The following is a 20,830-nucleotide window of genomic DNA, read 5'->3' as shown; positions in this document are numbered from 1 at the left end:
AAGATAGTTTTTTTGCGCTGATTTAAAAATTTTTGGAGTTAAAAATGTCTAAAGGTCAAACTTTACAAGATCCGTTCTTAAATTCTCTCCGTAAAGAACGTATTCCAGTTTCTATTTTCCTTGTGAACGGTATTAAATTGCAGGGTCATATTGAGTCTTTTGACCAATATGTTGTTTTATTAAAGAATACTGTAAGCCAAATGGTTTATAAGCACGCGATTTCTACAGTCGTTCCTGCACGTAATCCACGTCCAGCTGGTGCTCAAGCTACTGGCGGCTTCCCAGCACAAGCTGGCACTACTGGCGGTTTCGGTGGTGGTCAAGGCGGTGCTGCAGGTGGCTTCGGCGGTCAAGGCGGTGGTTTTGGTGGTCAAGGCGGCGGCTTTGGTGGTCAAGGTGGCTTTGGTGGTCAAGGTGGCTTCGGTGGTCAAGGTGGCTTCGGTAGTCAAGGCGGTTTTGGTGGTCAAGGCGGCGGCTTTGGTGGTCAAGGTGGCTTCGGCGGTCAAGGTGGTTTTGACAGCGAAACTAAATTTGAAGATGGTCAAGAAGACGAAAATAATCGTTAATTGATGGATGATCTTTAAAAAAATGCCAGTCTTAAAATAGACTGGCATTTTTATTTGTGCTTTAAGGGTCTGTTGACATTTCAGCCATGCATTGCGTTATAGGCTAAAACAACGCAAACAAGGCATGAAACGTAGGCAATGGCTACTCCCTTGTCAAGTTTCATAACGGAGTTTGAGGAAGTTTTAGCCATAACCCTTCGGGATAGGGATATTTTTTGCCGCTACTGTGTTATGTCTTGCGCATTTAGAATGACTAAATTTTGCAAAACATGCCTTGTATCGACTAAAAATATCCACTGTCGCAAGCATCTGTGAAATGTCTACAGCCCCTTATATAAGTTCAAGAATTGCTATGGAAATCATTTTTGCTGCGGCATGTTGTAGCGTTATCGTTTCAATTTTGCTGAAATTTCTAAAAACTAAAGGTTTTGATGTTTTACAAATGATTGCATGGAACTATTTCAGTGCAAGCATTCTATGTTTCTATTGGTTTAAAACCGATATTACCCATATCTCATGGGCGCATACACCTTGGTGGTTGATTTTAATCCTCGCTGTGTTATTGCCTAGTATTTTCTTGTGTTTAGCAAAGTCATTACAATACGCTGGGATTTTAAAGACAGAAATAGCCCAACGGCTAGCTGTGATACTTTCTTTGTTAGCCGCCTATTTTATTTTTGCGGAACAGTTTAGCCAATTAAAATTAATCGGTGTTGTTTTAGGTGTGATTGCGATATTGGCGATTATTTTTGGCCAAGCAACTGAAAACACCAATAAAAGTTTAAATCTAAAATCGGCACTATTTTTATTTTTTGTATGGGCGGGCTACGCTGCGATTGATGTATTGCTCAAATATAGTAGCAGTCTGGGTTTACAGTTTGCTGTCACGTTAAATTTAACTTTTATCGGCGCATTTATTTTGTCGATTGCTTATCTTGCAGTGACTCAGCCTCATTGGCAGCCAAAGAATATTTTCATGGGTTTAATTTTAGGTGGACTGAATTTTGCCAATATTGCTTTATATGTCAAAGCACATATGATTTTTAAAGATACACCTGCCATAGTATTTGCAGGGATGAATATTCTTGTGGTGGTACTCGGGGTATTGAGTGGTGTGGTTTTATTTAAAGAACGATTAAAAGTCTATACTTGGGTGGGACTGATCTGTGGAATTGTTGCGGTACTGTGTTTAGCCAAAGCTATGATGTAGAAATTGTATATTGTAAAAGCAGGTCTTTTAAATTTTGATTCAAAGAATTTTAATGAAAGATAAGACTTCTTTCTTGAACCACTTGTATCCCTTTCCATGAGAGATGCAAAGTGGGTGTACATAATGATGAAAGCGGTCTATGGGGGTGATGCATAGGCATGCATGTAATTATTACTGAAGATAACTGAGTTTAAAGTTGTATTCTAAGTAAAATATACAATGCGAATGATGATGAGATCGTATATATGACTGGTAAAAGACTAAGCAAAGATGACCGTAGACAGCAGCTTTTACATGTCGCTCGATCGATTATTCGTGAACAGGGTGTTGAAGCGCTAACATTGGGTTACTTAGCGGAACAGGCTGGGATTAGCAAACCAATTGCGTATCGGCATTTTAAAGATAAAGAAGGTTTATTAATCGCCATTTATAAAGAATTTAGTGACAAACAAAAACAGGATTTATCCAGCGCATTAGTACAGCATGCAAATAGCTTAGATCAGACCATTCATATTTTTTGTAGCGCGTGTTTGAAATGTCATATTGCAATGGGGCCAGAAGTTGGTTTGGTTGTTGCTGCACTTTCTGGAACGGATATCCTGCAAACTTACCTACTGCAGTGCCAAAAAGAATTTATTGATATTTTTAAAGATAGTATTCATCCCTTTATTCGACTCGAAGGTCAAGATGGTGAAGCAATCATTATTGCAATAACAGGACTGATGGAAACAGTTTGTGTGGCTGCAAGTAATAATGTGATTGGGGCTGCAGCGGCACAAAAGGTGATGGAAAACTCTATTCTTCTTATACTCCATGATTTTTTAAACAAAGCGGATGTTTGACAGAGACTATTGATCACATAAGTTACTAATGGTAACTTATGTATTATAATATCTCTGGAATAATATTTATGTCGATTTTAGAACAAAACAAAAATGCATTGGTTGTCATTGCTCACCCGGACATGAAGTCGTTATCGCATCAAATCTCACACTATATCGCGAGGCATTTGACTCAGCAGGGAATGAATGTCGAAATTGCTGACTTGTATGAAGAGGACTTTAAACCAGCTATCACCATTCCTGATCTCAAGGCCTATCGTGGTCAGCAAACATTGGGCAATGATATTTTGTTGGAACAAGCACGTTTTGACCGTGCCGATATCGTTTATTTTGTTTTCCCTATCTATTGGTGGTCTATTCCTGCTGTTTTAAAAGGTTGGTTTGAACGTGTATTTACCCACGGTTGGGCTTTTAAAGTAGATGATCAGGGTGTGTTAACTGGAGAACTTAAAAAGATACCTATAAAACTTATTGGAACGGGTACAGGAGATCAAGCTGGATATGATAAGCATGGTTATACCCAAGCGATACATACACAGGTCGTAGAGGGGATTTTTGGATTTTGCGGAATAGAAGATGTGCAAACATCGATTCTCTATAATTCTGATTTTATTCAGGCTGAAGATCTACAGACATTTTTAAAAGAACTTGATACTAATGTTTTAGATCTAAATCAGCGAAGTGCGAGTTGTTAGATAAATAATTCTAGATAGATCAATTAAAAAGCCACTTTAACAAGTGCTAACTTGATCTATCTGCCGCTAATGTTCCGAATTAAACGAGTGCGGTTTTCCGCTGTGAACTCACAAGTTATAAACGAGTAAAAATGACATCTTCCGGAAGTCGTGATTTGGGTAGATTCGCATTAAAATCTTGTTCACTGCGATAACCTAAAGCGACGATGACAGAGGCTTTTAAACCTTTTTCGGTTAAACCAAATTCTTGATCAATGGTATTCCGATCAAAACCTTCCATTGGTGTCGCATCAATCCCTTCAAGCCCCGCAGCAAAAAGGAGTTGACCCAGTGCTAAGTAAGTTTGATTTTCCATCCACGCAGAAAGATTTTTCAATTCGTTGCGATAAAACTCAACGTAACCTTGACGTGTATCTCGTTGACCTTGTTTAGCTGCCTCATCTTTAAAGCGACCACTGGCGGCATCTTGTTGAAGTAGTTGTTCTAAGTATTCAGGTGTGATGTCGGTACGGGTACAAAAGACCAAAGTATGTGAAGAGTTCAATACTTTAGCAGCATTATAAATGTAATTGCCTGTCAGACCTGCTGCAATACGTTGTTTAGCTTCGTCGGTCTCAGCGACAAGGAAATGCCAAGGTTGAATATTTACAGAGGACGGGCTAAAGCGTAAAACTTCTAAGAGTTTTTCGAATTGTTGCTTTGGGATTTTTTTATTTGCATCGTAAGCTTTAGTTGCATAACGTGTTTTTGCAGTAAGGAGTGTATCCATGTTTTTGAATCCAATTAAAACTCGCTTTATTCTACTGGATATATATTTCACTGAAAGTAGCTAAATGTGATTTCTATATAGATTTAAGTCGTATATGAGTGCGTCGTAGCAGTTATTTTTTTGGTAATGAGTGTAAGTATAAATAAGGACAATGATTGATGACTTAAATGTTAACTGATCCTAATATGACCACTGTTTAAAATCGAATTGATCATTTTCTTGCTCATTGATTTCTAAAATCCAAGCCGAATTTGCGCGCCAGTCACCCAATACGATACGTTGTTTATTGCCTAGTTGGTGGATTTCTGGACGGTGTGTATGCCCATGAATTAAGAAATCGACTTCGCTAATCACATTTTCTACAGCTTGTGCATTTACATCCATGATGTCATAGCTTTTGAGTTGCTTGGTTTCACTGCTTTTTTTACGAAATCCATTGGCAAGTTTTTGTCTAAAACTTAATGGTGTGCGCTTTAAAAAACCGAGTAAAACAGGATTGCGAATTATTTTACGGAAACGTTGGTATGCAATATCGTCAGTACATAGGGCATCGCCATGTTCGAGACGAATTTTCATGTGGTTGATTTCGAGGCTATAGACATCAGGTAACAAAATTCCGTCGAATTGATCTAAGAATTTTTGACCTAAGGCGAAATCACGATTACCCACTTGGAAGTAAACTTGGTTGCCAGCAGAAGTAAATGTTTGCAAGGCACTGATAATTTCATTTAACCACGGTGCAGTATAATCATCACCGATCCAAGCGTTGAACCAATCGCCTAAAATGTAGAGTTGGGTATTTTTATTTTTATATTCGTTCAGTAATTCTAAAAACCCTCGAACGAGTCGAGGGTGATCAGGTGACAAATGTAAATCTGAGATAAATAGGTAAGTCACACTTTTATCCTTTTAATCTCCCTAAATCCCTCTTTAAAAAGAGGGACTTTCCTCCCTTTATAAAGGGATTTGCGTAGCAATGCTACTCAGGAGGGATTATTATTCAGAGATAATTTTAGCAGATTCGATCACAACATTCTCTAAAGGAACGTCTGCATGATAACCACGATTACCTGTACGTACGCCTTTGATTGCATCTACAACGTCCATACCTTCAACAACTTTACCAAATACAGCATAACCCCAACCTTGAGCTGTTTTGCCTGTGTGGTTTAAGAAAGAGTTATTTTTAACGTTAATGAAGAATTGAGCAGAAGCAGAGTGCGGTGCTTGAGTACGTGCCATTGCAACAGTACCTTCATCGTTACTTAAGCCGTTGTCAGCTTCGTTTTCGATTGAATCACGCGTTGCTTTTTCTTTAAAGTTTTCGTCCATGCCGCCGCCTTGGATCATAAAACCTTCAATCACACGGTGGAAAATTACGCCATCATAGAAACCGTCACGTACATATTCTAAGAAATTTGCAACCGTTTTTGGTGCTTTTTCAGCATTAAGCTCAAGAACAATACGGCCTTTATTGGTGTTTAATTCGACTTGAGGAAAACTCATTACATTAATCTCCTAAACATGGGCAAATTGACCATGGGTTTTTGGTTGAGAGAAGCATAAGCAAACTGTAAACTACAAGGCAAGTAAAAAACGTTAAAATCTTTGAGAAAAAGTAAAGATTGCGTTTTTATTCCCTATTTTTTAACTGTAAGAAGTGATTTACACACTATGAAGCCAAATGATGTTGTTTCAGAACTGCCAAAGACCCCGACACCGAATACTCATGCCTCTGTCGATGCAGCGCAGCAAGAACAACAGGCTGGCTTAGATTTTGTACGCCAAGTAATTACTGATGATTTAAGTGATGGACGTACCCAAAAAGTTGTTACTCGTTTTCCACCTGAGCCAAATGGTTATTTGCATATTGGTCACGTAAAAGCGATTTGTTTAAACTTTGGTATTGCCGAAGAGTTTAACGGTTTATGTAATTTGCGTTTTGACGATACCAATCCAGATGCTGAAGAACAAGAATATGTAGATGGTATTGCCAATGATGTGAAATGGCTCGGCTTTGACTGGAATGGCGAGCCACGCTATGCTTCGAGTTATTTTGACCAGCTCTATGCATGGGCAGTGCAATTGATTGAACAGGGCGATGCCTATGTTGATTTGCAAACACCTGAAGAAATTAAGTTAAATCGCGGTAATTTTGTTGAGCCTGGGAAAAACTCGCCGTATCGTGATGCGACTATTGAAGAGAACTTGGCGCGTTTTGAGCAAATGCGTAATGGTGAGCTTCAAGAGGGTGCTGCGGTTTTACGCGCCAAAATTGATATGGCAAGCCCAAATGTGCACATGCGTGATCCGATTCTTTATCGTGTGTTGCATTCAGAGCATCACCAAACGGGTGATAAATGGAAAATGTATCCAATGTATGACTATGCGCATCCATTGTCTGATGCGATTGAAGGCATTACCCATTCACTTTGTACTTTAGAATTTCAAGATCACCGTCCATTTTATGATTGGATCGTTGCAAAGGTTCATTCTCAAGCCGTACCACGTCAGTATGAATCATCACGTTTAAATATTGATTACACCATCACCTCTAAACGTAAGCTGCGTAAGCTCGTTGAAGGTGGTCATGTCAATGGTTGGGATGATCCACGTATGCCAACCGTAGTCGGTATGCGTCGTCGTGGTTTTACCGCTGAGGGTTTACGCGATTTTTGCAAACGTGTTGGTGTTTCAAAAACTGATGGTATTGTTGATGTTGCAATGCTTGAATTCTGTATTCGCCAATCTTTGGAAAATACGGCTGCGCGCGGTATGGCGGTATTGAATCCATTAAAAGTGACATTGACCAATTTGCCTGAAGAATTGGACTTAACTCATGCCCGTCATCCAAATGTCGATATGGGTGAACGTATCATTCCTCTAACACGCGAAATTTATATTGATCGTAAAGATTTTGAAGAAGTGCCGCCGAAAGGCTTTAAGCGTTTAATTCCTGAAGGTGAAGTGCGTTTACGTCATGCCTATGTGATTAAATGTGATGAAGTGATTAAAGATGCTAATGGCGAAGTGATCGAACTGAAATGTTCAATTGATCCAAATACCTTAGGTAAAAATCCTGAAGGGCGAAAAGTCAAAGGGGTAGTGCATTGGGTATCAGCGAGTAAAGGCATTCCAGCGGAAGTGCGTATTTATGATCGCTTATTCACAGAATCGGATCCTGAAACAGGCGATGATTTCTTGGCAAATCTTAATACAAACTCACTGCAAATCGTGCAAGCGGTGGTTGAACCTGCTTTAGCGCAAGCGAAACCTGAAGACCGATTCCAATTTGAACGTGAGGGTTATTTTGTTGCTGATCAATATGATCATCATATCGAAAAACCAGTGTTTAACCGTATTCTTGACTTGAAAGACAGCTTTAAAGTCGAGAAAAAGTAAAAAACCGAGTGAGTTTTCTTCTATTTAAATGATATTTGAAAACCTGAAATAAAAAAGCCTCTGATAACAGAGGCTTTTTTTAATCTCAACGAATTATTGTTGAGCTTTTTCTTTCGCATCAGCAGCTGTAGATTCAATAGCACCTGCAGCATTTGCAGCAGCTTCACGTGCAGCAGCTTCGGTATCCGCAGCAGCTTCAGCAGTAGCAGTTGCGGTGTGATCAGCAGCAGCATCGATTTGATCACCAGCAGTGTCAATAGCTGTTGCAACATCATGACCCGCTTGGTCAGCAGCATGCTCTAAGTGTTCGCCAGTTGTAGCCCCTGTTTCAGGTGCTTTATCTTTATTACAGCCTACAAGAGCAACAGTAGCAGCGAGACCTAAAGCAACAAGTAATTTATTCATTTTCATATTTCCTTTTCATTGTGGCATCCAAAAACAATGGATAGCAAAAATATAAACACAAAGCGGATAGATAATAAAGTTGAATATTTGTTGATAACTTGTAAAAACACGCACTTACATTTGAAAATGTAGATGCGTGCACATGTTTTTAAGCTGTGTTAATTACCCGAACGAATCATATAATCAAAAGCAGAGAGTGATGCTTTAGCGCCTTCACCCGTTGCAATGATGATTTGTTTGTAAGGCACAGTGGTACAGTCACCCGCAGCAAACACACCTTTGACATTGGTTTCATTACGATCATTCACCATGATCTCACCACGATTACTGAGTTCAACCGCACTGTCTTTCAAGAAATCGGTGTTTGGTAATAAACCAATTTGTACAAAGATCCCTGCAAGTTCAACCACATGTTCTTCATCAGTTGCACGATCTTTATACTTTAAGCCAGTGACTTGAGAACCATCACCCAACACTTCTGTACTTAATGCGTTCAGAATCACGGTGGTATTTGGCAAACTATTTAATTTGTTCTGCAACACTTGATCGGCACGAAGTTTGGTATCAAACTCGACCAAAGTGACATGCTCAACGATGCCAGCAAGGTCAATTGCTGCTTCAACACCTGAGTTCCCGCCACCAATCACCGCAACACGTTTACCTTTGAACAGTGGACCGTCACAGTGCGGACAATACGCCACACCACGGGTACGGTATTCTGCTTCACCTGGTACATTCATTTCTCTCCACCGCGCACCTGTAGAAAGAATGATGGTTTTTGATTCTAGCTTGGCACCATTTTCAAGTTCAACTTCAACCAAGCCAGATGCTGTTTGATCTGCACCGATGATTTTGCTGACACGTTGCAAGTTCATGATATCGACATCATATTCACGCACATGCGCTTCCATCTCGGCAGCAAACTTAGGGCCGACAGTTTTTTGTACAGAAGTAAAGTTCTCGATATCCATGGTATCCATCACCTGACCGCCAAAGCGCTCTGCCACGATACCGGTATTGATCCCTTTACGAGCCGCATAGATCGCTGCGGTTGCCCCAGCAGGACCTCCACCGATCACCAAGACATCAAAGGCATCTTTGGCATTGATCGCTGCTGCATCTTTCTCAGCTGAGTTGGTGTCTAACTTGGCAAGGATTTCTTCCAAAGTCATACGACCTTGACCAATGTGTTGATCATCTTGGAATACCATCGGTACAGCCAAGATTTTGCGTTGTTCCACTTCGTCTTGGAAGAATGCACCATCAATCATGGTGGTGGTGGTATTGGGATTGTTGATCGCAATCAAGTTCAATGCCTGAACCACATCTGGACAGTTATGACAGCTCAATGAGATAAACACATCAAAGTTTGCCGCAAGATTTAAGCCTTTAATTTGGTTTAAAACCTCATCAGAGACTTTAGGGGCATAACCAGACACTTGTAACAATGCCAAGATCAAAGAGGTAAACTCATGTCCCATCGGTAAACCGGCAAAGAATACACGTGGCTGTTCACCTGCTTTCGCTACCCCAAAACTTGGACGTCGAGCATTTGAACCATCAAAACGCGCGGTCACCTGATCAGATAACTCAGCAATTTCAGTGACCAGTTCTTTGATTTTTGCAGCTTTGTCGGAATCATCTAAAGCAGCAACCAACTCGATCGGACTTTCTAAACGTTCTAAATAAGCTTTTAATTGAGTTTTAATATTTTGATCTAACATCGATGTCTCCAAATTCTCAACAATTCAAGTCGGCTAAATTCATTCAATGAGGCTATAGTACGCAAAAGCACTAAATAGGTAAAACAGTATGTTTTTATGGGTTTGATCGGTTTTTTGGATTGATGCTGTGGCTGTTGTATTTTTGATCATTGATATCTTTAAAAGTTTGATTAGGATAGATCTTGTTATATAAATGCAATCATTTCATGGCATAACTAAAAAGGTAAGCGAGATGGCGTTACAACGTGGTATCTATCAACATTATAAAGGACAGCTTTATCAGGTGTTTAACGTGGCTCGACATAGTGAAACAGAAGAAGAGTTGGTGGTTTATCAATGCTTATATGGTGATTACTCGATGTGGGTACGCCCACTTACCATGTTTACTGAAACTGTTCAGCTTGAAGGGCAAGTTATTCCAAGATTTAAGCTGATACAAGCGACCTAAACTCGATATTTTTTAGTTTGAGCATCATGGAGAATCAGATATGACCAACACTGTTTTTTTACAACGTATTGCTGATTTATATGATGAGTTTAAACAACATGATGCTCGGCAGTCGGATCGTTTAAGGCGTTACCGCAATATCGAGGCAGAATCAGCTAAATTGCTGGCGATGCTGGTACGTACACAGCAATCAAAACGCATTCTCGAGATTGGAACTTCCACAGGATACTCCACCTTATGGTTGGCAGAATCAGCCAAAACGGTTCAAGGGAGGGTGCTCACTTTAGAAATCAATGCATTTCGGAGTGCGCAAGCCAAAAAATATGCAGAAGATTTTGAGTTAGAAGGGTTTATTGATTTTTGGGTGGGTGATGCCGCTGACTATTTGAAACAAGCAATGGAACCCTTTGATCTCATCTTGTTAGATGCAGAACGTGGCAGTTATGTGAGTTATTGGGAAGACTTAAAACGCTTATTAAAATCCTCTGGCAGCACCTTGATTATCGATAATGTTATTTCACATCCAGCCGAAGTTAAGCCAATGTTAGAATTGATTAAACAAGATGAACACTATATGAGTAGTATTTTACCAGTGGGAGCTGGTTTATGTATGGTTGTTGTCAAATAGCTGACTTCTATTTTGATGCTCTAAACGATAAGCCTGTGGACTATAACCTCGTATTTTATGAAAAGCGCGGGTGAAGTTGGCGGGGTTTGAGTACCCTAATTCATAGGCAATATGGGTAATGGTAAACTTAGAATTTTCTAATAGATCAATGGCTCGTTCGGTACTAATCTTTTGCTTTAGTTGGTGGAATTCGACACCGTACTTTTGCAGATAACGTTGCAATGTTTTGGTCGAAATATTTAAGACTTTTGCACATTCATTTAATGTCGGGATTTGATTGGCTTGACGAAGCATCATACTAACCCATTCGACAATCTCTCCCTGATGATAAATTCTTTGAATTTGCTCCTGACAACGTTGTTCGACCACTTTTAAACTATGGGCATCGGCTAAAGGCAAGGGAAGTGAGAGCTGCTGTTGATCCATAATCACGCGAACGCCTGTAATCCAATGATCGTTAAAATGAAAATTAGCTTTGATTAAATGGATATACTGTTCTTTATATTTTGGTTCGGGTACACTGAGATAAACCTGATATCGTTGTAATTGGTTCCCAGCTAATTCTAATAAACTGTAATAAAAAGCCACTGCAATCGCTTCGATATGGAAGGCAAGACATTGTTTATTCATTTGTAATATCGGTTCAAATAATAACTCAACTTTTTGCTGATCGTGTTGAAACTGAATCGTGAGTTTAAAGCTTGGCATAATCAGTCTGAAGTATTGAGCGATCAGTCGTAAAGCATGTTCAAGATGTGGGCTGGTCATGAGGGCATAACCCACCAGACTATGTGAGCTTAGCTTGATATTTTTGCCTAATTGGAATGCGAGGTCTTCGGTATTGGGGAGGTTTAAACCCATTTCAATAAATTGTTCAATCTGTTGAATGCTAAGGAGTTCAGTCGTAGAAAGTTGATCACGTAATTGCATTAATAGGTTGTTATCATATTGATTTGTTTGAATTAAAATATAAATCAATCGTAGATAATAACGTGAAGGAATGACAGGAATTTGTTGGTTTTGCACAATTAACAATCCATATAGTCTTAAAATGATAATACCAAGTCTTAAAATGATAATAAAGACTCACTTTAAAAGAACACAATTAATGGAAGCAAAAAGAGTAATTGATTGAGGAGTTTCTAATGAATATGCATACTCAACTGGATGTAGAGCACGCAACAACACGGTTCAAAGATAAAAAACGTCATTGGTGGTTATTAGGTTTGGCTGTACCTGCAATTGCCATGAGTGGCTTAGCTGGTTATCAGTTTGGTCCTAAAAAAACGAAAAAGTTTTTTGCTTCATTTGGTCCTTTGTTTTTGCATGGTGTTATTCCGAGTTTGGATAAGCTGATTGGTGAAGACGCTGAAAATCCACCGATTGATGCAATCGCAGATCTAGAAGCTGATCCATATTATGCGCGTATTGTTAAACTGTATATTCCCTTGCAATACGCTGTAAATATCTACGGTACATATCTCGCAAGTCGAAACAATACGTCTGTCGCCGATCAAGTTTTATTGGGAACATTAATCGGCATGGTGAATGGTGTCGCGATTAATACTGCACATGAGTTGAGTCATAAAAGTGGCAAGCTAGAACATTATTTATCGCATCTGGCATTAGCACCATCAGGTTATAACCATTTCCGTATAGAACATCCTTATGGTCACCATCGTCGTGTTGCTACCCCAGAAGATCCCGCTTCATCACAATTTGGCGAAACTTTTTGGAAATTTTTACCACGTACAGTCATTGGAAGTTTTAAGTCCGCGATTGAAATCGAAAAGAGCCGTTTAGCTCGTAAAAAATTACCATTTCTATGTAAAGAAAATGAGCTCTTACATGGCTGGGCAATGTCAGCCATTTATCATGCAGCGATGTTTAGCAAATTTGGTGTACGTTCAATACCGTTTCAAGTGACTCAGGCGGCGTATGCAGTAACGCTGTTTGAATCTGTAAATTACATCGAACATTATGGTTTAAAGCGTGAAAAGCAAGCCAATGGAAAATATGAAAGGACATTGCCTGAACATAGTTGGAACAATAATAATGTGGTGACCAATTTGTTTTTGTACCAATTACAACGACATTCGGACCATCACGCCAATCCAGCGAGAAGTTTTCAAACCTTACGTCATTTTGAAGATGCACCTCAATTACCCGCGGGTTATGGTGCAATGATTCTCCCTGCATTTGTTCCTGCATGGTGGTCAAAAATTATGGATGATCGAGTCGTGCAGCACTACAACGGTGATTTAGCTAAAATCAACATGCATCCGAGTGCCAAAGAAAAAATGTTTGAGAAATATGCAGAGCAAACGGATGTTGCGTGATTAGGGACTATAGATATTCTCATTTTAGCAACAGAAATCAGCCCAAATCGGGCTGATTTTTTATGAGGAAGCTGAAATAGAGAGTCGTTTAAAATGTAAGTCAAATTCAAGATACTTGTGTACAAATGCAGCTTTGTCGGTAGAGCGGAGTAAGTTGTCGTAAATAAATTTTGGTACGGGATGGTACAGTTCACCTGAACCATTATTATAAAATATTTTTAAATAGCGTGAAGAAACGTCATATTTCCAAGAAGTTACGATAACAGTTTTTTCCATACATTTGCCCCCATATCTACAGTAGACCCATGTCCATATAAAAAACGCTTTACTCCATCATTTGACAGTACCCCAAGTCTCAGAAGCTGACAATTGATAAATGAACTTTGCTATGAAGATATAAGTATAAGAATTGTAAAAAAATTGCAATTAAAAAGAAGCGCAGACAAGCAGAAATTTATAAATATTTTAGACAAAAAGAAACCACCCAAAAAAGGGTGGTTTCGGACTTATCTGTTGAATCTAATGAATTAGATTTTACCAACTAAGTCGATAGATGGAGCGAGGGTAGCTTCACCTTCTTTCCATTTCGCTGGGCAAACTTCACCTGGGTGGCTAGCTACGAATTGAGCAGCTTTAAGTTTACGTAAAGTTTCTGATACATCACGAGCAATTGAGTTGTCATGAATTTCAGCAGTTTTGATTACGCCTTCAGGGTTAATGATGAACGTACCACGAAGTGCTAAACCAGCTTCTTCAATATGAACATCAAAAGCGCGTGTTAATTGATGAGTAGGATCACCAATTAATGGGAATTGAGCTTTACCAACAGCAGGAGAAGTTTCATGCCATACTTTGTGAGAGAAATGAGTATCAGTCGTTACGATATAAACTTCCGCACCAGCTTTTTTGAATTCTTCATAATTGTCAGCAGCATCTTCAACTTCTGTTGGACAGTTGAATGTAAATGCAGCTGGCATAAAAATAAGAACAGACCATTTACCTTTAAGATCTGCTTCAGTTACTTGAATGAATTCACCGTTACGGAATGCATCAGCTTTAAATGGTTTAACTTCAGTATTAATCAAGCTCATCATTGTCTCCATGATTGCGGTATATCTTTAAACTAGGAAAGTGTTTACGAGATATAGAATAGTTAATTTTTAATTATTGGGGAAATGGTATTTTTACATGATTAGAATCGGAAAAATGAATTGATCGATTTAAATCCACATTTTCACCCAATCTATCCTGATTTGACTTCAAGTTGATGACGTCAAGATGACAGGAGATTTTAAAATTAATGCGTTAGACAACATGCAGTCTATATCATTAAAATTCAAGGGTAGAATGGAAAAATATATAAAAAATGTTTAATTTCTAGACTATAATTTAATTTGTGAGCTTTTTGCTCGAGTAGATAGCGAATTAACACCAACAATGACTGATCATTTAAGAACAAGATTCGAAAACTTAGAACTGAATATGGGTTTGGGGAAAATTAGCGCTTTTATTTCAATGTCCTTAGGTCTGCTAAGTATATTCGGCGCTTTATGTTTTTTATTTCCCACAGTATTAACGACACCAGAACTTCGCCCATTTTATGTGCAATATCATGATGTATTTTATTTTAGTTTAATATTGGCTATTGTTCTGAGTGTCGGTTTTGGCACATATAGCTCAATCATTCGTCAAAATCGATATGGGTTTTACGGATTATGTTTTGCTTTAGTTGCAGCAGTTCTCGGCTGTGGCTTGATCAAAGCACCGATACTTCCAAGTCTTCCTTTCTATGCTGGGATTGATTATTTCGTTCTGACGCTTGTGATTTTGGCTGTTATTTTTATTCCGCTTGAGGGTTTTTTTGCCAAAAATCCTGAGCAAAAAATTCTTAGGGTTGGCTGGGTGACAGATATGAAATATTTCATGTTTAGTCATATTGGTATTCAGTTATTCACCTTTTTAACAGTCATGCCAATTCAATATTGGATCACTCATTTACCAAATAATCCAATTGTGCCTTATGTGCAGGCGCAACCGATTTGGTTACAGTTCATCGAGTTACTGATTGTTGTGGATTTTGTGGTGTATTGGCTGCACCGAGCGATGCATGAAGTGAATTTCCTTTGGCGTTTTCATGCCATTCATCATTCTACTGAATATATGGATTGGCTGGCATCTTCACGTTTGCATGCTGTTGAAGTGTTAATGACACGTTTTTTAGCAACTTTACCTATTTTTCTTTTGGGTTTTCACACTTCAGCCGTGTTTGCGTACCTGATCTTTATTTCCTTTCACGCCATATTTATTCATTCTAATGTACGTTTTCGCTTTCCTTATTTGCGTTGGATTATTGCCACTCCTGAGTTTCATCATTGGCATCATTCTTCTGAAAAGCCTGCAATTGATAAAAATTATGCCGCATTTATCCCTGTGTATGATGTCATTTTTAAAAGCGTGTATATGCCAAATCATTTGGCGAGTGTGTATGGTACGGTAGGCTATAAAATTCCAAATAGTTTTGTGAAGCAGTTTACTTGGCCTTTTAAAAAATACGTAAAGCGTTTTCTTCAGCGTTTTGATTCGTCATCTAAATCTTGAAGATATTGATCAATCTGCATCAATTTCCCAACGGGATTGGTGCAGTTGCTTTGCATAGCAACACTTTAAAGCGTAAAATAGCCGATTATTTTATTTTCAGGAAAGCTGTTCAGTGCAGAGTCATTTAAATGTAGATCAATGGGTTATGGCACGTGACCGCCACCGTTTAAATCGACTGCGCAAAGATAAAAAAACCGAAACAGCAGAAATTGAAAAACTATTTGCACAATCGAATCATAAAGTTAAACAGCGATTGGCGCGTCTCCCAAAGATCAAGCTTAACCAAGACCTACCTGTTACGCGCTATGCAGATCGTTTGATTGAAGCGATTCAAAAGCATCAAGTGATCATTGTGGCGGGGGAAACTGGCTCAGGTAAAACCACACAGCTTCCTCAAATTGCAATGCTGGCAGGTCGTGGTTTGACAGGCATGATCGGGCATACTCAGCCACGTCGTTTGGCTGCACGCAGTGTATCGCAACGTATCGCGGAAGAAGTGGGCGAAAAACTCGGTGAATCCATTGGTTTTAAAATTCGATTTAATGAACAAGGGTCACAAGACTCGATTGTTCGTTTAATGACGGATGGTATTCTGCTTGCTGAACTGACCAATGACCGATTCTTATCAAAATATGACACGATTATTATAGATGAAGCGCATGAGCGTTCGCTCAATATTGATTTTATCATGGGCTATTTAAAGCAGCTTTTGCCGAAGCGCCCAGATTTAAAAGTGATCGTGACCTCAGCCACGCTTGATGTAAATCGTTTTAGTCAGTATTTTTACAATGCACCCGTATTTGAAGTTGAAGGGCGGAGTTTCCCTGTTGAGCTTCGTTATCGTCCAATTTCTGAACTGAATATTGTCGGCAGTGATGATGACGAGTTTGATGATTTTGAGGAAAATTTACCGCGTGCGGTCGTACAAGCGGTAGAAGAATGTTTTGCTGATGCGGATAGCAAAGGTCATCCAGAACATGCTGATATTTTAATTTTTGCCAGTACTGAGCAAGAGATTCGAGAATTACAGGAAACCCTGCAAAAATTTGGTCCTCGTCATACTGAAATACTTCCGCTATATGCACGGTTAGCGATTGCAGAACAACAAAAGATTTTTAGTCCGAGTGGAAAAGGGCGACGGATTATTATTGCCACTAACGTTGCTGAAACGGCACTTACCGTACCGAATATACGTTATGTGATTGATAGTGGTTTTGCACGTCTTTCACGTTATAACTATCGTTCGCGGGTACAACGTTTACCGATCGAGGCGATTTCACAAGCTGCGGCGAACCAACGTAAAGGGCGTTGTGGTCGTATCGCTGCGGGTGTGTGTATTCGTCTTTATAGCGAAGATGACTTCCTTAGCCGCCCAGAGTTTACCGAACCAGAAATTAAGCGAACCAATCTTGCCTCTGTGATTTTACAAATGCAAAGTTTGGGATTGGGCGATTTGGAAGATTTCGATTTTATCGAGCCACCTGATTTCCGTTTAGTCAATGATGGACGTAAGTTGTTGGTTGAGTTGGGCGCTTATAACGAGCACACTCAATCCGCTCATAAGAAGAAAGGTGGATTAACCAAAATCGGTCAAATGATGGCACGTATGCCGATTGATCCTCGTTTGGCGCGTATGATTATTGGTGGTGCGCATTTCGGTGTGCTGAAAGAAATTTTGGTGATTGTCAGTGCTTTGGCGGTTCAAGATCCGCGTGAACGTCCTGCGGATAAACAAATGCAGGCGGATCAAAAGCATGCCTTATTTAAAGAAACCGATTCTGACTTTTTATTCTATTTAAAGCTATGGGATACCTTACAAACCAGCCCAGAGACACAATCAGAAAGTAAGCGTCGTCAATTCGCGCGGAACCATTTTTTAAGTTGGTTGCGTTTACGTGAATGGAAACAAACTTATCAGCAGTTGGTTGAGTTGGCTGAAGGTTTGAAACTTAGCTTTAATGAAAAACCAGCCAATTATGAGAATTTACACCGTGCTTTGTTAACAGGTTTACTTTCCTTTATCGCCAACAAAACGGATGAACGAAATACCTTTATGGCAGTGCGCCAACAAAAAGCCAAGGTATTTCCAGCCAGTACTTTACATAAGACCAATACCGCTTGGGTGATGGCATTTGAGATGGTGGAAACTTCTCAAGTCTATTTGAGGACGTTGGCGAAAATTGATCCTGAATGGATTTTATTGGCTGCTGGCGATTTATTGAAACATCACTATTTTGAACCGCACTGGTCGAAAAAAGCGGGTATCGTCAACGCCTATGATCAGATTTCATTGTTTGGTTTGATTATTGAACCTAAGCGACTGATCAATTTTGAAAAAGTGGACCAAGCTGCTGCACATGAAATCTTTTTACGAGATGCGTTAACAACAGGGCATTTGGGGATTACTCCACCATTCCTAAAACACAACTTATTAAAACTTGAGGAAGTTGAGCGCGTTGAAGACAAATTACGTCGTCGTGACTTGGTGGTCGATGAAGAAACGATTTACCAGTTTTATGCCAATAAAGTTCCGACCGAAATCGCCAGCCGTCGTAGTTTTGAAGATTGGCGAGCAACGGTAGAGCCTGAACATCCACGTTATTTATTTGTTGATGATGACGCGTTGTGGATGAATGATCGCCCAACCACGCAGCAGTTTCCTGATTATTTGCATAATGGACAATTACGCTTGGCGGCCAGCTATCGTTTTGACCCAAGTCATGATGAAGATGGCGCGACTGTGAAGATTCCAGTGCAAGCCTTAGCACAAGTTGATGAAAATCAATGGTCATGGGGCATTCCAGGTTGGCGACAAAATTTAATTGAGGCGCTGTTAAAAGCATTGCCAAAAGATAAACGTCGAAATATTGTTCCTATTCCAGATACAGCACGAAAGTTGATACAAGGGATCGATGCAGTTCATTTGCGTGAACATTTATTTAGTTATTTGGCTTTTGCCTTACGCGGTGAGCAAATCACTGAAAAAGATTTTTCTTTTGAACGAATTGATCAATACCTTATTCCTTTTATTAAAGTTCTCGATGAAAAAGGTAAATTAATCGCGCAAGGTCGTGACTTGGATGAGTTAAAAGCGCGTTGTCGTGTAGAAACGCATCGCGCTGTAAAGCAACATGAGGGTGAGTTTAAAACTTTTCCTGAGCATTTTGTTTTTGAAGCTTCACAAAAAGTGACGGGTGTATTGGTGAAACAATATCAAGCACTGGTACCAAGTAAAGCATTTGCTGATTTAGATGCAAAAGATGAATCTGGTGTTGTGATTCAGACGTTTAATGATCAAGAAGAAGCAATTAAACAGCATAGAGAAGGGATAATTCGCCTTGTTCACATGCAACTTGGTGATTTGATTCGTCAATTGAAGAAGCAAATTTCAAAACCATTGGCATTGGCTTATTCACCATTAGGTGATAAAGCAAAGTTGGAACAAATGTTGGTTTACGCGACTTTGCAAGTTTCGATTCAAACACTTCCTATTGATGCCGTAGAGTTTGAAAGCTTATTGGCAAATACCAAAAAGCATTTTTTATCTTTGGGTCAACAGACATTGATTGATTTGACTGAAATATTTACGCAATGGCAGCAAGTTCGCCGTGAATTGCTCGTCCTCGATCAAACCATTTTCACTCGCAGCGTAGATGACATCGAAGATCAACTAGATCTTATGTCCCTCGCAAACTTTGTTTATAGTCGTCCCGCTGATCTTTGGCAGGAATACCCGCGTTATTTAAAAGCTTTGCTATTGCGTTTAGATAGATTGCCCAATAATCTACAAAGAGATCTTGCGGCAATTGATGAAGTCGATCCTTGGATGGACAAGCTATTTAAATTTAAAAATGATCCTAAAATCAAAGAATTGTACTTGATGATGGAGGAGTTGCGAATTTCCTTGTTTTCTCAACCGATGAAAACAAAGATGCCAATTTCACCAAATAGATTACAAAAACTATGGGATCGATTATCAATCGGTTAAACTGAGCAATAATGAAAGCTAGAACCATTCTTTACAGGAGTTTTACATGGGCATTCGTATAACAGGTACAGGGTTATTTCACCCGACCGAATCTATTTCCAATGCAGAATTGGTGGAAAGTTTAAATGCTTATGTAGAACAATATAACCAAGAACATGCTGACAAAATTGCAGCAGGTGAATTAGAGCCATTACGCGGTTCAAGTCCTGAGTTTATTGAAAAAGCATCAGGTATTCAGCGCCGTTATGTGGTTGAGAAGTCTGGTATTCTTGATCCAAAGCGTTTACGTCCTCATTTACAAGAACGTAGCAATGATGAGCTTTCACTTCAGGCAGAGTGGGGTGTGATCGCAGCCAAACAAGCGATGGAAAATGCAGGTGTTACTGCAGAAGACATCGATGTTGTGATTTTAGCTTGTTCAAATATGCAACGTGCTTATCCAGCAGTGGCGATTGAGATCCAATCCGCACTTGGCATTCAAGGCTATGCTTACGATATGAATGTAGCTTGTTCTGCTGCCACATTTGGTTTAAAGCAAGCTTATGATGCGGTGAAGTGTGGTGCTCGCCGTGTTTTACTGCTCAATGTTGAGATTACATCAGGTCATTTAGACTATCGTACCCGTGATGCACACTTTATTTTTGGTGATGTTGCGACAGCATCGATTATCGAAGAAACTGAAACAAAATCAGGTTATGAAATTTTAGATATTCATTTGTTCACGCAATTCTCAAACAATATTCGTAATAACTTTGGTTTCTTGAACCGTAGTGAAGATGCGGTGGTGGATGATAAATTATTCCGTCAGGATGGTCGTAAAGTCTTTAAAGAAGTTTGCCCACTTGTTGCAAAAATCATTACTGCACAATTGGAAAAACTTGAATTGACAGCTGAGCGGGTTAAGCGTTTCTGGTTACACCAAGCCAATGCCAATATGAATGAACTGATTTTAAAATTAGTTGTGGGTAAAGAGGCTGATTTAGAGCGTGCGCCAATCATTTTAGATGAGTTTGCAAATACCTCATCTGCGGGTGTGATCATCGCGATGCATCGTACAGGTGAACAGGTCAATGATGGTGAATACGCCGTGATCTCTTCATTCGGTGCAGGTTATTCAGTCGGTTCGATCATTGTGCAAAAGCATATTGTATAAGTTTGTGAAAGTTTAAAAAAAACACCGCATCTGAATATGCGGTGTTTTTTTATTTAAGCAATG

Annotated in this window: 19 protein-coding genes; 11 read left to right on the top strand and 8 right to left on the bottom strand. The window is 39.4% G+C overall.

Annotation, left to right across the window (positions count from 1 at the left end):
* Positions 1-44: 44 nt before the first annotated feature.
* The 4 genes from hfq to MMO38_RS07630 all read left to right on the top strand — a co-directional run bounded on the left by hfq (position 45) and on the right by MMO38_RS07630 (position 3,313).
* Complete coding sequence (gene hfq / locus MMO38_RS07645; protein ID WP_005197492.1) at positions 45-566, top strand: RNA chaperone Hfq; 522 nt, start codon at positions 45-47, stop codon at positions 564-566.
* Between the two features lie 352 nt (positions 567-918).
* Positions 919-1,776, top strand: coding sequence for an EamA family transporter (locus MMO38_RS07640; RefSeq protein WP_241323147.1), 858 nt, complete (start codon positions 919-921; stop codon positions 1,774-1,776).
* Positions 1,777-2,021: 245 nt separating this feature from the next.
* Complete coding sequence (locus MMO38_RS07635) at positions 2,022-2,618, top strand: TetR/AcrR family transcriptional regulator (RefSeq protein ID WP_241323146.1); 597 nt, start codon at positions 2,022-2,024, stop codon at positions 2,616-2,618.
* Positions 2,619-2,686: 68 nt separating this feature from the next.
* Complete coding sequence (locus MMO38_RS07630; protein WP_241323145.1) at positions 2,687-3,313, top strand: NAD(P)H-dependent oxidoreductase; 627 nt, start codon at positions 2,687-2,689, stop codon at positions 3,311-3,313.
* Between the two features lie 115 nt (positions 3,314-3,428).
* On the opposite strand, the gene nfsB is transcribed toward MMO38_RS07630, so the two are convergent.
* The 3 genes from nfsB to MMO38_RS07615 form a co-directional block, all read right to left on the bottom strand.
* Positions 3,429-4,082, bottom strand: a complete 654-nt coding sequence (nfsB, locus tag MMO38_RS07625; protein ID WP_241323144.1) for an oxygen-insensitive NAD(P)H nitroreductase — start codon at positions 4,080-4,082, stop codon at positions 3,429-3,431.
* A gap of 180 nt (positions 4,083-4,262) precedes the next feature.
* Complete coding sequence (locus MMO38_RS07620) at positions 4,263-4,979, bottom strand: UDP-2,3-diacylglucosamine diphosphatase (protein WP_241323143.1); 717 nt, start codon at positions 4,977-4,979, stop codon at positions 4,263-4,265.
* Between the two features lie 99 nt (positions 4,980-5,078).
* On the bottom strand, positions 5,079-5,588 hold the full coding sequence (locus tag MMO38_RS07615) for a peptidylprolyl isomerase (protein ID WP_005197485.1): 510 nt from the start codon (positions 5,586-5,588) through the stop codon (positions 5,079-5,081).
* A 168-nt stretch (positions 5,589-5,756) separates the two neighbouring features.
* On the opposite strand from MMO38_RS07615, the gene MMO38_RS07610 reads away from it, so the two are divergent.
* Positions 5,757-7,484, top strand: coding sequence for a glutamine--tRNA ligase/YqeY domain fusion protein (locus MMO38_RS07610; RefSeq protein ID WP_241323142.1), 1,728 nt, complete (start codon positions 5,757-5,759; stop codon positions 7,482-7,484).
* A 93-nt stretch (positions 7,485-7,577) separates the two neighbouring features.
* Here MMO38_RS07610 and MMO38_RS07605 read toward each other — a convergent pair whose 3' ends face one another.
* Together MMO38_RS07605 and ahpF are read right to left on the bottom strand one after the other, a co-directional pair.
* Complete coding sequence (locus MMO38_RS07605) at positions 7,578-7,889, bottom strand: hypothetical protein (RefSeq protein ID WP_241323141.1); 312 nt, start codon at positions 7,887-7,889, stop codon at positions 7,578-7,580.
* A 158-nt stretch (positions 7,890-8,047) separates the two neighbouring features.
* Positions 8,048-9,613: an alkyl hydroperoxide reductase subunit F gene (ahpF, locus tag MMO38_RS07600; protein WP_241323140.1), complete on the bottom strand. Its 1,566-nt coding sequence runs from the start codon at positions 9,611-9,613 to the stop codon at positions 8,048-8,050.
* Positions 9,614-9,845: 232 nt separating this feature from the next.
* Between ahpF and MMO38_RS07595 the strand changes: the two genes are divergently transcribed.
* On the top strand, positions 9,846-10,061 hold the full coding sequence (locus tag MMO38_RS07595) for a DUF1653 domain-containing protein (RefSeq protein ID WP_004670660.1): 216 nt from the start codon (positions 9,846-9,848) through the stop codon (positions 10,059-10,061).
* Between the two features lie 40 nt (positions 10,062-10,101).
* Positions 10,102-10,689, top strand: a complete 588-nt coding sequence (locus MMO38_RS07590) for a class I SAM-dependent methyltransferase (RefSeq protein WP_241323139.1) — start codon at positions 10,102-10,104, stop codon at positions 10,687-10,689.
* On the opposite strand, the gene MMO38_RS07585 is transcribed toward MMO38_RS07590, so the two are convergent.
* On the bottom strand, positions 10,666-11,715 hold the full coding sequence (locus MMO38_RS07585; protein WP_241323138.1) for an AraC family transcriptional regulator: 1,050 nt from the start codon (positions 11,713-11,715) through the stop codon (positions 10,666-10,668). The genes MMO38_RS07590 and MMO38_RS07585 overlap by 24 nt on opposite strands.
* A 119-nt stretch (positions 11,716-11,834) precedes the next feature.
* Between MMO38_RS07585 and MMO38_RS07580 the strand changes: the two genes are divergently transcribed.
* Positions 11,835-13,028 carry an alkane 1-monooxygenase gene (locus MMO38_RS07580; RefSeq protein WP_241323137.1) on the top strand — a complete coding sequence of 398 codons (1,194 nt, stop codon included), beginning with the start codon at positions 11,835-11,837 and terminating at the stop codon, positions 13,026-13,028.
* A 60-nt stretch (positions 13,029-13,088) separates the two neighbouring features.
* Here MMO38_RS07580 and MMO38_RS07575 read toward each other — a convergent pair whose 3' ends face one another.
* Positions 13,089-13,304 carry a KTSC domain-containing protein gene (locus MMO38_RS07575; RefSeq protein ID WP_004670664.1) on the bottom strand — a complete coding sequence of 72 codons (216 nt, stop codon included), beginning with the start codon at positions 13,302-13,304 and terminating at the stop codon, positions 13,089-13,091.
* Between the two features lie 251 nt (positions 13,305-13,555).
* A complete protein-coding gene (gene ahpC / locus MMO38_RS07570; RefSeq protein ID WP_004670665.1) occupies positions 13,556-14,119 on the bottom strand; it encodes an alkyl hydroperoxide reductase subunit C in 564 nt (187 codons plus the stop codon).
* Positions 14,120-14,465: 346 nt separating this feature from the next.
* Here ahpC and MMO38_RS07565 point away from each other — a divergent pair, with 346 nt between their 5' ends.
* The 3 genes from MMO38_RS07565 to MMO38_RS07555 all read left to right on the top strand — a co-directional run bounded on the left by MMO38_RS07565 (position 14,466) and on the right by MMO38_RS07555 (position 20,767).
* Positions 14,466-15,626 carry a sterol desaturase family protein gene (locus MMO38_RS07565; RefSeq protein ID WP_241323136.1) on the top strand — a complete coding sequence of 387 codons (1,161 nt, stop codon included), beginning with the start codon at positions 14,466-14,468 and terminating at the stop codon, positions 15,624-15,626.
* Positions 15,627-15,738: 112 nt separating this feature from the next.
* Positions 15,739-19,614: an ATP-dependent RNA helicase HrpA gene (hrpA, locus tag MMO38_RS07560; RefSeq protein ID WP_241323135.1), complete on the top strand. Its 3,876-nt coding sequence runs from the start codon at positions 15,739-15,741 to the stop codon at positions 19,612-19,614.
* A 46-nt stretch (positions 19,615-19,660) separates the two neighbouring features.
* Complete coding sequence (locus MMO38_RS07555; protein ID WP_241323134.1) at positions 19,661-20,767, top strand: beta-ketoacyl-ACP synthase III; 1,107 nt, start codon at positions 19,661-19,663, stop codon at positions 20,765-20,767.
* The last annotated feature ends 63 nt before the right edge of the window (positions 20,768-20,830 follow it).

This window comes from Acinetobacter sp. NIPH 1852, from assembly GCF_022549455.1.
Lineage (GTDB): Bacteria > Pseudomonadota > Gammaproteobacteria > Pseudomonadales > Moraxellaceae > Acinetobacter.
Note: the sequence above shows the minus strand (reverse complement) of the source record. Positions and strands in the feature narration are given on the sequence as shown.